Source organism: Streptomyces phaeochromogenes (assembly GCF_001418655.1).
Lineage (GTDB): Bacteria > Actinomycetota > Actinomycetes > Streptomycetales > Streptomycetaceae > Streptomyces > Streptomyces phaeochromogenes.
In genome coordinates this window covers 1-15,668 of sequence record NZ_LIQZ01000020.1, presented here as the reverse complement: position 1 = coordinate 15,668, position 15,668 = coordinate 1, and the positions used below count along the sequence as shown (strand labels likewise).

6 protein-coding genes are annotated in these 15,668 nt (G+C 72.2%); all 6 read left to right on the top strand.

Going from position 1 to position 15,668, the window contains the following annotated elements:
• On the top strand, positions 1–357 hold a 357-nt coding region (locus AOK17_RS03510; RefSeq protein WP_206190667.1), incomplete at its 5' end, for a gamma-glutamyltransferase.
• Positions 358–482: 125 nt separating this feature from the next.
• A complete protein-coding gene (locus AOK17_RS03505; RefSeq protein ID WP_055610785.1) occupies positions 483–1,328 on the top strand; it encodes an inositol monophosphatase family protein in 846 nt (281 codons plus the stop codon).
• A 118-nt stretch (positions 1,329–1,446) separates the two neighbouring features.
• Positions 1,447–2,856, top strand: coding sequence for a phytoene desaturase family protein (locus AOK17_RS03500; RefSeq protein ID WP_055610786.1), 1,410 nt, complete (start codon positions 1,447–1,449; stop codon positions 2,854–2,856).
• The gene (locus AOK17_RS03495; RefSeq protein WP_055610784.1) at positions 2,853–3,362 is read left to right on the top strand and encodes an O-acetyl-ADP-ribose deacetylase; all 510 of its coding nucleotides are present in this window, start codon (positions 2,853–2,855) and stop codon (positions 3,360–3,362) included. Before AOK17_RS03500 ends, AOK17_RS03495 begins: the two co-directional genes overlap by 4 nt.
• 227 nt (positions 3,363–3,589) lie before the next feature.
• On the top strand, positions 3,590–7,552 hold the full coding sequence (locus tag AOK17_RS03490) for a glycoside hydrolase family 2 TIM barrel-domain containing protein (protein ID WP_055610783.1): 3,963 nt from the start codon (positions 3,590–3,592) through the stop codon (positions 7,550–7,552).
• A gap of 158 nt (positions 7,553–7,710) precedes the next feature.
• Positions 7,711–15,668, top strand: a 7,958-nt coding sequence (locus AOK17_RS49805; protein ID WP_055610782.1) for a type I polyketide synthase, incomplete at its 3' end; no start/stop codon positions are given.

Below are 15,668 nucleotides of genomic sequence, written 5' to 3'. Positions count from 1 at the left end.
ACGCCCGGCGGCGACCAGCAGGACCAGTGGCAGCTGCACTTCTTCCTGGCCGTCGCCCTGCGCGCGGAGGTACGCGGCGGCCTGGACCTCCAGGGCGCCATCGACGCCCCGAACTGGCACAACGACAGCTTCCCCGGCTCGTTCTACCCGCGCGGAATGCGTCCCGGCAGCGTCACCGTCGAGTCCCGCGCCGACCGGGAGATGGTGGAGGAGCTGTGCCGCCGCGGCCACGACGTCGAGGTCGGCGACGCCTGGTCCGAGGGCCGGCTGTGCGCGGTGGCGCGGGACCCGCGGACCGGGGTGCTGTCGGCGGCGGCGAACCCGCGGGGGATGCAGGGGTACGCGGTCGGACGCTGAGGCCGGTCCCGGTTCCGGCGCGACTCACGTGGCGCTGATCTCGTAACACCCGTTGTTCATGGTGATTCCACCCGGGATACACCGGCCGGGTGTGGATTGTCAGTGGCGCGTGCTCTCATGGAGGCATGATCCAGGACATCGAAACCATCGACGAGTTTCTCGCACACCGCACCGACGACGTAGAAGAGGCGGTCCGTACGGCGGCTGCCACGGAGATCATGCCGCGCTTCCGGCAGCTCGCCGCGCACGAGATAGACGAGAAGAGCGGCCCGCACGACCTGGTCACGGACGCCGACCGCAAGGCCGAGGAGTTCCTCACCGAGGCGCTGGTCAAGCTGCTGCCCGGCTCGGTCGTCGTGGGCGAGGAGGCGGTCCACGCCAACCCCGCGACGTACGAGGCGATCAAGGGCGAGGCGCCGGTCTGGATCGTCGACCCGGTGGACGGCACCCGCCAGTTCGTCCACGGCGACCCCGGCTTCTGCACCCTGGTCGCGCTCGCCCACCGCGGAGTCCTGCTGGCGTCCTGGACGTACGCACCGGCCCGCGACCAACTCGCCGTCGCCGTCCGGGGCAGGGGCGCCCTCCTCGACGGCGAACCCCTCCACGCCGGTTCGCCCGCCCCCGGCCGTGACCTCGAAGTGGCCACGTCCCACCCGGACTACACGACGGACGACCAGAAGCGCGCGCTCCTCGGCCTCTGGACGGATGGCGTCAGCCCGCGCGCGTGCGGCTCGGCCGGACTTGAGTACCTCGCCATCGCCCGGGGTGAGTTGGACGCGACTGCGTTCTCCTGGGAGGCCGCCTGGGACCACGCGGCGGGCCTCCTGCTCGTCGAGGAGGCGGGCGGCGCGCACCTGACGCTCGCGGGGGAGCCCTTCCGCATAACCGGCGGCAACGCGCTCCCGTTCACGGCGGCACGGGACGCGGCCACGGCCCGCCGGGTCCTCGGACTGCTGTCGGGCGGCGCCTGACCCGTGACGGCCCGGGGCTGAGGCGGGTCGCGACGGGCCGAGACGGGGCTGTCGGAGGTCCGGCATATCCTGATCCCCAGTGGCCGTCGGCTGACAAAGGAGTCCGAAGGTGCCGTCGATGCTCGATGCCGTCGTGGTGGGTGCGGGGCCGAACGGACTGACGGCTGCCGTGGAGCTGGCCCGGCGCGGCTATTCCGTGGCCGTCTTCGAAGCGCGCGACACGGTCGGGGGAGGCGCCCGCACCGAGGAGCTGACCCTGCCCGGCTTCCGGCACGACCCGTGCTCCGCCGCGCATCCCCTGGGCATCAACTCGCCCGCGTTCCGCGCGATGCCGCTGGCGAGGTACGGCCTGGAGTGGCTGCAGCCCGAACTGCCCATGGCGCACCCCTTCCTGGACGGCACGGCGGCCGTACTGTCGCGTTCCGTGGCGGAGACGGCCGCCTCGTTCGGACCGCGTGACGCGGGCACGTACCGCAGACTCGTCGAGCCGTTCACGCACACCTGGGACACCCTGGCGCGGGACTTCATGTCCCTGCCGCTCACCGCGCTGCCGCGCGATCCGGTCACCCTCGCCCGGTTCGGCCTGGCCGGGCTGCCACCCTCGACATGGATGATGCGCCGGTTCCGTGACGACCGGGCCAGGGCCCTGTTCGCCGGACTGGTCGCGCACGTCATGGCCCCGCTGGGCGGCATCGCCACCGGCGCAGTCGGCCTCGTCTTCGCGCTGGCCGCCCACGCCCGGGGCTGGCCCGTCGCCCGCGGCGGCTCCCAGTCGATCTCCGACGCGCTGACCGCGTACCTGAAGGATCTCGGCGGCACGGTGCACACCGACTACGAGGTCAAGCGTCTCGACGACCTGCCGCCCGCGCGCGCGTACATCTTCGACACCTCGCCCACCGCGCTGGCCCGTATCGCGGGCTTCGGGCGGTACTACGAGCGGTTCCGGTACGGGGCGGGCGTCTTCAAGGTCGACTACGCCCTCGACGGACCGGTGCCGTGGACCGCGAAGGAAGCCCGCGCCGCCGGCACGGTCCAGATCGGCGCGAGCAGCAAGGAGATCGGCACCGCCCTGCGCGCGGCCTCCCGGGAGGGCCGCGCCCCGGACGCGCCGTTCCTGATCACCGTGCAGCCGAGCGTCGTCGACCCGTCCAGGGCACCGGCCGGAAAGCACGTGTTCTGGGCGTACGGGCACGTGCCGAACGGCTGGACCGGTGACCTGACGGACACGATGGAGCGCCAGCTGGAGCGGTTCGCGCCCGGCTTCCGGGACCGCGTCCTCGCCCGCGCCACGGCTGGCCCGCCCGAACTCGCCGCGCGCAACGCCAACTACGTGGGCGGCGACATCGCCTGCGGTGCGGCCTCCGGCCTCCAGCTGATGCTGCGCCCCAAGCTGTCCCTGTTCCCGTACAGCACCCCGCACCCGGCGGTGTTCATCTGCTCCTCGGCCACCCCGCCCGGCGCGGGCGTGCACGGCATGTCGGGGCACAACGCGGCCAAGGCCGTGTGGAGGAGACTGCGCCAGTCATGACCGCCATCGAGTTCGTCCAGGGCGACATCACCCGGCAGAGCGTGGACGCGATCGTCAACGCCGCGAACTCCTCCCTGCTGGGCGGCGGAGGCGTGGACGGCGCCATCCACCGGCGCGGCGGCCCCGAGATCCTGGCGGAGTGCCGCAAGCTCCGTGCCTCGCACTACGGCAAGGGCCTGCGTACGGGCCAGGCCGTCGCCACAACCGCGGGCAAGCTGGACGCGCGCTGGGTGATCCACACGGTCGGCCCCGTCTTCAGCCGGAGCGAGGACCGCTCGGAGCTGCTGGCCTCCTGCTACCGGGAGTCGCTGCGGGTCGCCGACGAACTGGGCGCGCGGACCGTCGCGTTCCCGGCCGTCTCCGCCGGAATCTACGGATGGCCGATGGACGATGCCGCCCGCATCGCGGTCGGGACCGTACGGGACACCGAGACGGCGGTCACCGAGGCCCGGTTCGTCCTCTTCGACGAGCGGGCGTACGAGGCGTTCGCGGCGCAGGCCCGCTGACCGGCGGACCCGCCGGCCCTCACGATCACACAAAGTCCGACAGGGTCATTGCTCCGATTGTGTTCGGGTCTTAGGGTTTTCTGTGGCTCAGTACGTGTCTTTGTCCTCAGCGGTCGCATTCTGTCCTGACATCAACTTCCGTCTGTCAGTCGCTTCGGCCAGCTCGACAGAGCTGACGCTCCCTCAGTTCGCGCACCCCACATGTCGTACCGAGGAAGGCCACAGTCATGCCGCACCCGCACGCCCAGATGCCCCCAGTCAGCCGCCGCCGACTGCTTGAGGGAGGGGCCGCCGTCCTCGGTGTGCTCGCCCTGCCCGCGTCGTCAGCCCCGACGCATGCCGCCGAAAGGCCCGGGGCCGCAGCCGGCACACCGGAGTGGAACGGCGCCATCGACGTCTTCCGGGTGGGGACCGAGCCGCCCCACACCACACTCACCCCGTACGCGGACGTCGGACAGGCGCTGGCCGGCGACCGTACGCGCTCGCCGTACCGGATGAGCCTCGACGGTAAGTGGAAGTTCGCCTACGCCGACCGCCCCGACGACCGGGACACCGACTTCCACCGCACGGACGTCGACGACAGCTCCTGGGACACCATCCCGGTCCCCTCCGCCTGGCAGGTGCACGGCTACGACTTCCCGATCTACATCAACATCACGTATCCCTACTGGGGTCCCAACGGCCTGGGCGAGGAGCCGCAGCCGCCGGCCGCCCCGACCCGTTACAACCCCGTGGGCCAGTACCGGCGCACCTTCACCGTTCCCGAGGGCTGGGCGGGGCGGCGGACGTTCCTGCACTTCGAGGGCGTGAAGTCCGCCCACTACGTGTGGATCAACGGCGAGTTGGTGGGCTACAGCGAGGACTCCTACGTCCCCGCCGAGTACGACATCACCCCGCACCTCAAGCCCGGCACCAACCAGATCGCGGTGGAGGTGTACCGCTACTCCGACGGCGACTGGCTGGAGGACCAGGACATGATCCGGCTGAGCGGCATCTTCCGCTCGGTCCACCTGTACTCCACGCCGGCCGTGCACCTGCGCGACTTCAAGCTGGACACCCCGCTGAACGACGACTACAAGGCCGCCGAGTTGTCGGTCAGCGCGAGTGTGCGCGCCTACGGAGACGGCAAGGACAACGGCAAGGACAACGGCAAGGGCAAGGGCGGGGCCGACGGCAGCGGGCGGTATTCCGTCGAGACGCAGCTCTATGACGCGCGCGGGCACGCCGTCTGGCCCCGTCCGCTGCAGCTGGCCGTCGACCTCGGCTCGGCCCCGGCCGGTGAGGACGTGACCGTACAGGCCGCCAGGGCCGTGCCAGCGCCGAAGCTGTGGTCGGCCGAGGACCCGTACCTCTACACGGCCGTGCTGCGGCTGCGCGACCCGGCGGGCAAGGTCGTCGAGACGCTCTCGCACCGGGTCGGCCTGCGCGAGTTCGCGCTCAAGGGCGGGCTGATGCGCATCAACGGCAGACCCGTCTCCTTCCGGGGCACCAACCGGCACGAGATGCACCCCGACCGCGGCACCGCGCTCACCAGGGCGGACCTGGTCAGGGACATGGAGATCGTCAAGCGGCTGAACATCAACACGGTCCGCACCTCGCACTACCCGAACAACACGCTCTGGTACGAACTCGCCGACGAGTACGGCCTGTACCTCGTGGACGAGACCAACCTCGAAACCCATGGCATCCGCGGCGAGTACCCGGGCAACCACGCCGACTGGAGCAGGGCCTGTGTGTCCCGCGCCCAGAACATGGTCCACCGCGACAAGAACCACGCCTCCGTCGTCATCTGGTCGCTCGGCAACGAGGCGGGCGGCGGCAGCACGTTCGTCGCCATGCACGACTGGATCCGCTCCTACGATCCGACACGTGTCATCCAGTACGAGGGCGACGACCGCCCGGGGATCAGCGACATCCGCTCGGAGATGTACGACAGCCCCGCGCGCGTCGAGCAGCGGGCGAAGGACACCGCCGACACCCGCCCGTACGTCATGATCGAGTACTCCCACTCGATGGGGAACTCGACGGGCAACTTCCAGAAGTACTGGGACCTCATCCGCCGCCACGACGTCCTTCAGGGCGGCTGGATCTGGGACTTCGTCGACCAGTCACTGACCTGGCCGACCCAGAGGCGCGTGCTGTTCACCGAGGCCGGGCCCGGCAGGGTGCGCGGCGAGATCCAGGCGGGCAGCGCGACCTTCGACCGCGGAAAGGGCCTGTCCGGCAGTACGGTCTTCGCCCGTGACACCGGCCTTGACATCACCGGCTCGCTGACGTTGGAAGCCTGGGTCACGCCGTCCGTGACCGGCTACCACCAGCCGCTCATCGCCAAGGGCGACACCCAGTACGCCCTGAAGCAGTCGGACAGGACCCTGGAGTTCTTCATCCACGGCGGCGGCCAGTGGATCACCGCGAGCTGGGCGCTGCCGGACGACTGGACCGGCAAGGAGCACCACGTCGCGGGCGTCTTCGACGCTGACGCGGGCACGCTGACCCTCTACGTCGACGGCGCGGCAAAGGCCACCAGGACCACCACCCGGCGGCCCGCCAACAACACCGCACCACTGTCGCTCGCCACCGATGTCGACAACCCGACCCGGGAGTTCAGCGGCACCATCCGGCGGGCGCGCGTGTACGCCCGCGCCCTCTCCGCGACCGAGCTCGCGTCGGACGGGCGTGGACCCGGAGACGACGGGGTGCGGTTCTGGTTCGACGCGGCCACCGTCAAGGTCACCGAGAAGCGGCCGAAGGAGCGCACGTTCTTCGCGTACGGCGGCGACTGGGGCGACCACCCCAACGACGGGGCCTTCGTCGCGGACGGCATCGTCACCGCCGACCGCGGACACACCGGCAAGGCCGCGGAGGTCAAGCAGGTCTACCAGGCGATCAACACCGCACCGGCGTCCGGCAAATCCCTCGCCGCCGGAACCGCCGGAGCCGCGGTCACCCTCACCAACGAGTACCTGTTCACCAACCTCCGTGAATTCGACGGGAGTTGGACCCTGGTCGAAGACGGCGAGGTCGTACGGCGCGGAAAGCTCAGCCGCGCCCAGCTGGACGTCCCGCCGCTCAGCAGCAAGGACATCACCGTGCCCTTCAGGCTGCCGGCCGACCCGGCGCCCGGCGCGGAGTACTTCCTGCAGCTGTCCTTCACCACCAAGGAACGCACGAAGTGGGCGAAGGCCGGCTTCGAGGTGGCCAAGAAGCAGCTCCCGGTCGACGCCGGCAGCCCGCCGGTGCGGCCCGCTCCGCTGGAGCGCGTGCCCGCCCTGAGTCACCAGAACGGCGAACGGTCCATCACGGTGAAGGGCAAGGGCTTCTCCGTCACCGTCGACAAGCGCACGGGCGTCATCACGTCGTACGAGGCCCGCGGCACCCGGCTGATCACGTCCGGGCCCGTGCCGAACTTCTGGCGGGCACCGATCGACAACGACAGGGGCAACGGCCAGCACGTCCGCAACCAGACCTGGCGCGACGCGGGGACCCTGCGGAAGGTGACGGACGTCAGCGTGCGCACCCTGCGTGACCGGGCCGTCGAGATCAAGGTCGCGGGGACCCTGCCCACGACCACCGAATCGACGTACACCACCACGTACACGGTCTTCGGCAACGGCGAGATCAAGGTCGACAACACCCTGCACCCGGGTGCGGCGAACCTGCCGTACATCCCGGAGGTGGGCACCCTGCTGTTCCTGCCGGGGCGGCTGGAGCGCCTGCACTACTACGGCCGGGGCCCCGAGGAGAACCACTGGGACCGCAACACGGGCACCGACGTGGGCCTTTACTCCGGGACCGTCTCCGGGCAGTGGACGGCGTACATCCGCCCGCAGGAGAACGGCAACAAGACCGACGTCCGCTGGGCGGCGCTGACCGACCGTGGTGGCGCCGGGCTGCTCGTCTCCGGCGAACCGCTCCTTGAGGTCAACGCCTCGCACTTCACACCCGAGGACCTGTCGGTCGGCACGCGCCACGACTACCAGCTGTCCCCGCGGGACGAGGTCGTACTCCGCCTGAACCACCGGCAGATGGGGGTGGGCGGCGACAACAGCTGGGGCGCGCACACGCACGACGAGTACAAGCTCTTCGCCGACCGGGACTACTCCTACACGTACCGGCTGCGTCCGCTCACCGACGTCGACTCGGCGATGGCGGCGTCGCGGCGGCCCACGGCGGGGGAGTTCTCCGGGTAGTTGGGCGGGAGGTTCCCTCCGGGAAGTACGGCAGGGACTTCTCCGAGGAACGGCGACACGCCCGCCGTCCGGGCCCCGATTCTTTCGATCTTGTGTTCGGTGAGACGTAGGCTCGCCTCAGCAGGGGAGAACGGCTCGGGGACCGTACGGGGTGGGGCATGGTGCACGACGACGAACTGATCCGGCCGCTGCCGGAGTTGCTGAAGCGGCATGCCGCGAGGGCGGGTGACCGGGTCGCGTTCTCGGACTCCGCGCGTGGTGTGACGTACGGGGAACTGGAGCGGCGCACAGGGAAGTTGGCCGGTCACCTGGCGGGGGCGGGGCTCCGCCGGGGCGACCGGGTCGCGGTGCTGCTGGGCAACTGCGTCGAGCTGGTGGAGAGTTGTCTCGCCGTGACGCGGGCGAGCGGGGTCGGTGTCCTGCTGAACCCCCGCTCCTCCGACGCGGAACTCGCGCACCTGCTGGCGGACAGTGGCGCCTCGGTGATCGTCACGGATCGGGCGCACCTTGGCCAACTGGCGCGGCTGGGCGCGGAGTTCGGCCGTCTCCGGGTGCTGATCACCGGTGCGGGGCCGGTGCCCTCGGAGGCCCCCGACGGGACCGTACTCCTCGATACGGCGGTTGCGGACGAGGGCGCCCGGCCGGCGCGGGACGATCTCGGACTCGACGAGCCGGCGTGGCTGCTCTACACCTCCGGAACCACCCACCGGCCCAAGGGCGTTGTGTCCACGCAGCGCACCGCGCTCTGGTCGGCGCAGGCCTGCTACGCGCCGATCTTCGGGCTCTCGCCCGGGGACCGGCTGCTGTGGCCGCTCCCGCTGTTCCACAGCTTCGGGCACTCGCTCGCTGTGCTGGGCGTCGTCGCCACCGGTGCGAGCGCCCACATCACCGGGGAACTCCTGCCGCCCGGTGGGCTGTTGCGCGTACTCGACGAGGCGCACGAGGCGCACGAGGCGCACGAGGGGCCCGGTGGTCCGTTCACGTTGATGGCCGGTGTCCCCGCGACCTACCACCGGCTGGTCTCGGCGGCCGGGGAGACCGCCAGGGGCTCGCGCACCGGGCTGCGGCACTGTGTCGTCGCGGGCGCGCCGAGTCCGCCGTCGCTCGCCCGGGCCGTCGAGGAGGTGCTCGGGGCGCCCCTGTTGGACGCGTACGGCAGCACCGAGACGTGCGGGATGATCGCCGTGAACCGGCCGGACGGGCCCAGGGTCGACGGCTCGTGCGGGCTTCCGGCGCCGGGCATGCACGTACGGCTCGTCGATCCCCGCTCCGGGCAGGACGTCGCGGACGGCGACGAGGGCGAGGTGTGGGTGCGCGGACCCGGGCTCATGACCGGCTACCACAACCAGCCCGAGGCGACCGCTGCCGCGCTCAAGGACGGCTGGTACCGCACCGGGGACCTGGCCCGCCGGGTCGAGTACGGCCATCTCGCCCTCACCGGCCGGGTCAGCGAACTGATCATCACCGGCGGCGAGAACATCCACCCCACCGAGATCGAACAGGCCCTGCTCAGCTGCCCCGGAGTGGCCGACGCAGTCGTCGTGGGTGCCCCGCACGACGTCCTCGGCGAGGTCCCGGTCGCCTTCGTCGTGCCCGGTCCCGGTGGGCTCGACCCTCACAGTGTGCTGAGGACTTGCCGCACCCTGCTGTCCGACCACAAGGTGCCCGCGGAGATCCACGAGATCGCCGCCGTGCCGCGTACGGCGTCCGGCAAGATCGCCCGCCGCGCGGTCGTGCCGGGGCTGGCGCGGCCCGCACCCGACCTCCGTTTCGCGGCGGGAGCACCCGGAGCACCCGGAGCACCCGGAGCACCCGGAGCACCCGAAGCACCCGAAGTGCCGGAAGTGCCCGAAGTGCCTGACGTACATGAAGTACCTGAAAGGCCGGGCCTGTTGAGCGCCTCGGCGCTGCGCGAGCGGCTGGCCACCCTCTCCCCGGAGGAACGCGAGCGCGTGCTGCGCGAGACCGTGCTCTCCGTGACGGCGGAGGTCCGCGGCGAGCAGCAGTACGAACGGCGGGACGCGGAGCGCCCCTTCATCGAGCTGGGGCTCACGTCCCTGGGCGCCGTCACGCTGATCGAGCGGCTGGGCGCGGTGACCGGGCTGCGGCTGCCGACCACGCTCGTCTACGACTCCCCTACCCCCGCCGACGTGGCACGCCACTTGCGGACCGCCCTCTTCGCCCCGGGGACAGCGGGTGCCGAAAGCCCAGCGGCCGACCCGGGCGAAGACGACGACCCGGTGGTCGTCGTCGCCATGGGCTGCCGCTACCCCGGTGACGTCGAGTCGCCGGAGGACCTGTGGCGGTTGGTCTCCGAAGGCAGGGACGCCGTCTCGGAGTTCCCCGCCGACCGTGGCTGGGACCTGGCCGCCCTGTACGACCCCGATCCGGACCGCCTCGGGACGTCGTACGCGCGCAGCGGCGGATTCCTGCACCGGGCCGCCGAGTTCGACGCGGGCCTGTTCGGGATCTCGCCGCGCGAGGCGCTGGCCATGGACCCGCAGCAACGACTGCTCCTTGAGACCTCGTGGGAGGTCTGGGAGCGCGCCGGGATCGACCCGGCCTCCCTGCGCGACAGCGACACCGGCGTGTTCGTCGGAGTGATGTACGCCGACTACGCCGACCGATTCGGCACCGAGCCCCACGAGTTGGAGGCGCACCTCGGCCTGGGCTCGGCCGGCAGCGTCGCCTCCGGGCGGATCGCCTACACGTACGGGCTGCGCGGCCCGGCGATCACCCTCGACACCGCGTGCTCGGCCTCGTTGGTGTCGCTGCACTGGGCGGCGCGTGCGCTGCGCTCCGGCGAGTGCTCGATGGCCCTGGCGGGCGGTGTCACGGTGATGGCGACACCGAGGTCGTTCACCATGTTCAGCAGGCAGCGCGGGCTGTCGCCGGACGGCCGCTGCAAGTCGTTCTCCTCGTCGGCGGACGGCACCGGCTGGGGCGAGGGCGTCGGGCTCGTCCTGCTGGAGCGGCTGTCCGACGCGCGGCGCAACGGACATCCGGTGCTGGCCGTGCTGCGGGGTTCCGCCGTCAACTCCGACGGGGCGTCCAACGGGCTCACCGCACCCAACGGCCAGGCTCAGCGGCAGCTCATCGGCCGCGCCCTCGCCGACGCCGGGCTCCGGGGGAGCGACGTCGACGCGGTGGAGGGGCACGGCACCGGCACCAGACTCGGCGATCCGATCGAGGCGGGCGCGCTGCTGGCCACGTACGGACAGCAGCGCGCCCCGGAGCAACCGCCGCTCTGGCTGGGCTCGGTCAAGTCCAACCTCGGGCACACCCAGGCCGCCGCCGGGGTCGCCGGAGTCATCAAGATGGTGCAGGCCATGCGGCACGCGGAGCTGCCCGCGACACTGCACGCCGAGACGCCGTCCCCGCACGTCGACTGGGCCTCGGGCCGGGTGGAGCTGTTGACCGCGGCCCGGCCCTGGCCGTCGTCGCCCGACCGGCCACGCCGGGCAGGCGTGTCGGCGTTCGGGATCGGCGGGACCAACGCCCACGTCATCCTGGAAGAGGCGCCGGCGGTCCGGGAAGTGGCGTCGGCGGTGCATGAGTTGGCGTTGGCGGTCCGGGAGGCGCCGCTCGCGCCGCCCACAGACCGACGGCAGCCTGCCCGAACGGCCGAGCGCGCTGAGGCCGCCGAGCATGCTGAGTCGGCTGAGCACGCTGAGGCGGGCGGCACGGCGGACAGGGCCGACGCGGCGGACACGGCCGGTACGACGCCACTGCCTCGGCTGACCCGGCTGCCCTGGCTGCTTTCCGGAGCCGACGAGCATGCCCTGCGCGGCCAAGCACGGCGACTGGCAGCCGAGTTGACCGCCAGGCCCGCCGCGCTCACCCCCGCAGACTCGGCCGACATAGCCCTCGCGCTCGCCGTGTCGAGGTCGGCGCTGACGCATCGCGCCGCCATCGCCCCGGGTGAGGGGGAGTTGGCAGGACTCCGGGCCCTCGCGGAGGGTGAACGCGCCCCCGGAATCGCCCAGGGCATCGCCGACCCCGGCATCCGCACCGCGTTCCTGTTCACCGGACAGGGTGCCCAACGCGTCGGCATGGGACGGGAGTTGGCCGAGGCCTTCCCCGCGTTCGCGACCGCCTTCGACTTGGTGTGCAAGGCACTCGACGGACGGCTCGAACGTCCGCTGCGCACGGTGGTGTTCGCGCAGGACGGTTCACCGGACGCCGCGCTGCTCGACCGTACGGACTTCACCCAGGCCGCTCTGTTCGCCTTCGAGGTGGCGCTGTTCCGGCTGTTGGAATCCTGGGGCGTACGGCCCGACTTCCTGGCCGGACACTCCGTCGGCGAGCTGGCCGCGGCGCATGTCGCCGGGGTGCTGGACCTGTCCGACGCCGCCGCCCTGGTCGCCGCCCGAGGCCGCCTGATGCAGGCGCTGCCGGAGGGCGGGGCGATGGTCGCGTTGTACGCGGCCGAGGACGAGGTCGGCGCCGTACTGACCGATCTCGGTCTCACGGACCGGGTCGCGATCGCCTCCGTGAACGGGCCGCGTTCCGTGGTGATCTCCGGCGTACGCGACGCCGTGCTCGCCGTCGCCGACGTGTTCGCGGAGCGTGGGCAAAGGACCGTACGGCTGCGGGTGAGCCATGCCTTCCATTCGCCGCTGGTGGAGCCGATGCTCGACGAATTCCGGCGCGTGGCCGAGGAGTTGACATACCGGCTGCCGCGGATTCCGGTGGTGTCCACGGTGTCGGGGCGGCCGGTTGACGTCGAGGCCGGAGAGCTCTGCTCGGCCGAGTACTGGGTACGGCACGCCCGTCTGCCGGTGCGGTTCGCGGATGCCGTGCGGTGGCTCGGCGAGAACGAGGACGTCGGGGCCTTCCTGGAGGTCGGTCCCGGGCCCGTGCTCACCGCGGCGGCCGAGGGTGTGCTGTCGCGTCCCGGCATCGGCGGCGGTGCCGAATTCGCCGCGGCGGTGGGGCAGTTGTCGGTCGAGTCCGGCTTGCGGGAAACCGAGTCGCTGCTGTCGGCCGTGGCCCGGCTGCATGTGCGCGGTGCGGGCGTCGACTGGGCCGCCGTGTTCGCCGATTCGGGGGCGCGGCGGGTCGATCTGCCGACGTACGCCTTCCAGCGCCGGAGGTACTGGCTGGACGCTCCCCGTGCGGGTGCGGGTGCGGGTGCGGGGGCCGGTTCGGCTGTTGGGGCCCGGGCCGACGCGCACGGGCATCCGCTGCTCGGCCCGGCGTTCACGGTGCCGGACACGGACCGGACGGTACTGTCCGGGCGGCTCTCGACGGTCGCGCAGCCCTGGCTCGGCGACCACGTGGTCGCGGGGCGGGTCCTCGTCCCCGCGACGGCTTTCGTGGAGATGGCCGTCCGCGCCGGCGACGAGGTCGGCTGCGCCCGCCTCGACGAACTCGTGGTCGTTGCGCCGCTCGTGCTGTCCGGCGGTGCGGGGGTGCAAGTCCAGGTGGTGGTAGGGCCGTTGGGCGACTCCGGGCGGCGTTCCGTCGACGTCTACTCGCGGCCGGACGAGCTGGAGGAGCCGGGTGAGCCGGACGGGGCGGAGGGCCCGGAAGAGGGCTGGACCCGGCATGTCACAGGGTCGCTGAGCGGGGCGCCTTCGGCGACGGCGGACCCGTCGGAGAGCGACCTGAAGGTGTGGCCTCCTGAAGGCGCCGTGGAAGTGCAACTCGCCGACGCGTACGAGGCGTTGGCGGACGGTGACCTCGGCTACGGACCGGCGTTCCAGGGCGTCCGTGCCGTGTGGCGGCGGGGAGCGGAGCTCTTCGCGGAGGTCCGTCTCCCCGAGGAACAGGACCCGGACGCCGCCCGCTTCGGCATTCATCCGGCTCTGCTGGACGCGGCGGTGCACAGCATGCTGCTCGCCGGGCCCGGCTCAGAGGCTGGGTTCGACTCCGAGCCCGGCTCGGGTTCCGTGCGGCTGCCGTTCGCGTGGAGTGGTGTGCAGCTGTACGCCGATGGGGCGTCCGAGGTACGGGTGCGGCTGACGCCGACGGGGCCGGGGGCCGTCACGGTGACCCTCGCCGACATGGCGGGGCGGCCGGTGGCCGGAGTCGAGTCACTGGTCACCCGAGAACTGCCCGGCGGCCAGTTGGATTCGCCGGACGACGTGGTGCGGCGCGCGTTGCTGCGGCCCGACTGGACGCCGGTCGTCCCGGTTGCCCCGGACCCGGCCCCGGTCGCCAACCCGCCTGCCGACTTCGGTGGCGGGGCCTGGACGGTGCTGGGGCCGGACGAGTTGCGACTCGCCGCGTACGTTCCGTCGGCAGGGAACGCGCATCTTCCGTCGGCCGGGAAGCCCCCCGCGCCCGACGTCGTGGTGCTCACGGCAGTCACCCCCGCCGCGACCCCCGACCCCGTCGCCGCAACCCACCAACTGACCGCCAGAGTCCTGGAAGCACTCCGGACCTGGCAGGCCAATCCGCAGGCGGCTGGTTCACGGCTGCTCGTCGTCACCCGGGACGCCACCGCACCGGTCCCGGACCTGGCCGGAGCGGCTGTATGGGGCCTGGTGCGCACAGCCCAGTCGGAGATGCCGGGCCGTGTGGTTCTGGTCGACGTGGACGGACGGCCGGAATCGCTGCGGATGCTGCCCCCGGCGGCGGCCACAGGAGAACCCCAACTAGCCATCCAAGCTGGGCGGTTGAGAGTGCAGCGGCTCGTCGCGGCCTCCGCCAGGCCACTTCGAGCGGCCTCCGCCGCCAGGTCGCCCCAAACCGGAGCCTTCGGACCTCACGGCACCGTCCTGATCACCGGCGGCGCAGGCGCGCTCGGCGCGGAACTGGCCCGGCATCTGGTCACCGATCACGGCGTACGGCACCTGCTGCTCACCGGGCGGCGCGGCCCGCAGGCACCGGGCGCGGCCGAACTGCGTACGAAATTGGAGGAGTTGGGCGCGGAGGTGCGGGTGGTCGCGTGCGACGCGGCCGACCGTTCCGCCCTGGCCGAGGTGATCGGGCTCTGCGAGCCTGCGTTGAGTGCCGTGGTCCACGCGGCGGGGGTGCTCGACGACGGCGTACTGGACTCGCTGACGCCGGAGCGGATGGCGGCGGTGCTGCGGCCCAAGGTGGACGCGGCCTGGCACCTTCATGAGCTGACCCGTGATCTGGACCTGTCGGCGTTCGTGCTGTTCTCCTCGGTGTCCGGGCTGCTCGGTCGGCCCGGCCAGGGGAACTACGCGGCGGCGAACTCCTTCCTGGACGCCCTCGCCCACCACCGCGTCTCGCTGGGGCTGCCCGCCGTCTCCCTCGCGTGGGGGCTGTGGGAGCACGACGGCGGCATGGCGGGCCGGCACCGCGAGGCAACGGGCCGGGATCTGGTCCGGGCGCTCTCCCCGGAGCAGGGCATGGCGCTGTTCGACGCGGCGCTGCGCACCGATGAGCCCGTCCTCGCGCCCGTCCTGCTGGACCGGGCCGAACTCCGGTCCGCCGACGGGCTCGTACCGCCGCTGTTGCGGGGGCTGGTACGTACGGGACGACGGTCGGCCGCCCCCGGAACCGGAACCGGCGTCGGCGCCGGCACGCAGGTCGGGGCGGAGCAAGGCGCATGGCGCGAGCGGTTGGCGGGGCTGCCCGAAGGGGAACGGGAGGGCGCGCTCGCGGAGTTGGTGCGTGACGCGGTCGCAGTGGTCCTCGGATACCCCGACGGCGACGCGCTGCCCGTCGGCAAGCCCCTCACCGACCTCGGCTTCGATTCCTTGATGGCGGTCCAGCTCCGTAACGCGCTCACCACGGCCACAGGGCTCTGGCTGCCCGCCACGGTGGTGTTCGACCATCCCACGGCGGACACGCTCGCCCGGCATCTGCTCGACCTGATCAGCGGCGAAACGCCCGAGGCGCAGGTGCGGACGCAGACGCCGGAACGGGGGCCGGATCCGGATCTGAGGCAGAAGCCGTGGCCGGACCAGAGCCCGAATCAGGGCCCGCATCACGGCCCGACCCACGGACCGCATCACGGACCGGATCACAGCCTGGGTCGGACGAGGCAGCCCGTCCCGGCACCCGTCCCCGCATCCGCCCGGACCGAACCCGTGCCCCGCCCCTCCCAGACCCTCGCCACCCTCTACCGCACGCCCTGCGCGAAGGGCGAGGTGACCGCGGGCATGCACATGCTGGTCTCGGCGTCCCGCGCTCTGCC

Excerpts from the sequence above, each read along its gene's own strand:
- AOK17_RS03505 (WP_055610785.1), top strand. The coding sequence starts at position 483 with ATGATCCAGGACATCGAAACCATCGACGAGTTTCTCGCACACCGCACC.
- AOK17_RS03500 (WP_055610786.1), top strand. The coding sequence starts at position 1,447 with ATGCTCGATGCCGTCGTGGTGGGTGCGGGGCCGAACGGACTGACGGCT.
- AOK17_RS03495 (WP_055610784.1), top strand. The coding sequence starts at position 2,853 with ATGACCGCCATCGAGTTCGTCCAGGGCGACATCACCCGGCAGAGCGTG.
- AOK17_RS03490 (WP_055610783.1), top strand. The coding sequence starts at position 3,590 with ATGCCGCACCCGCACGCCCAGATGCCCCCAGTCAGCCGCCGCCGACTG.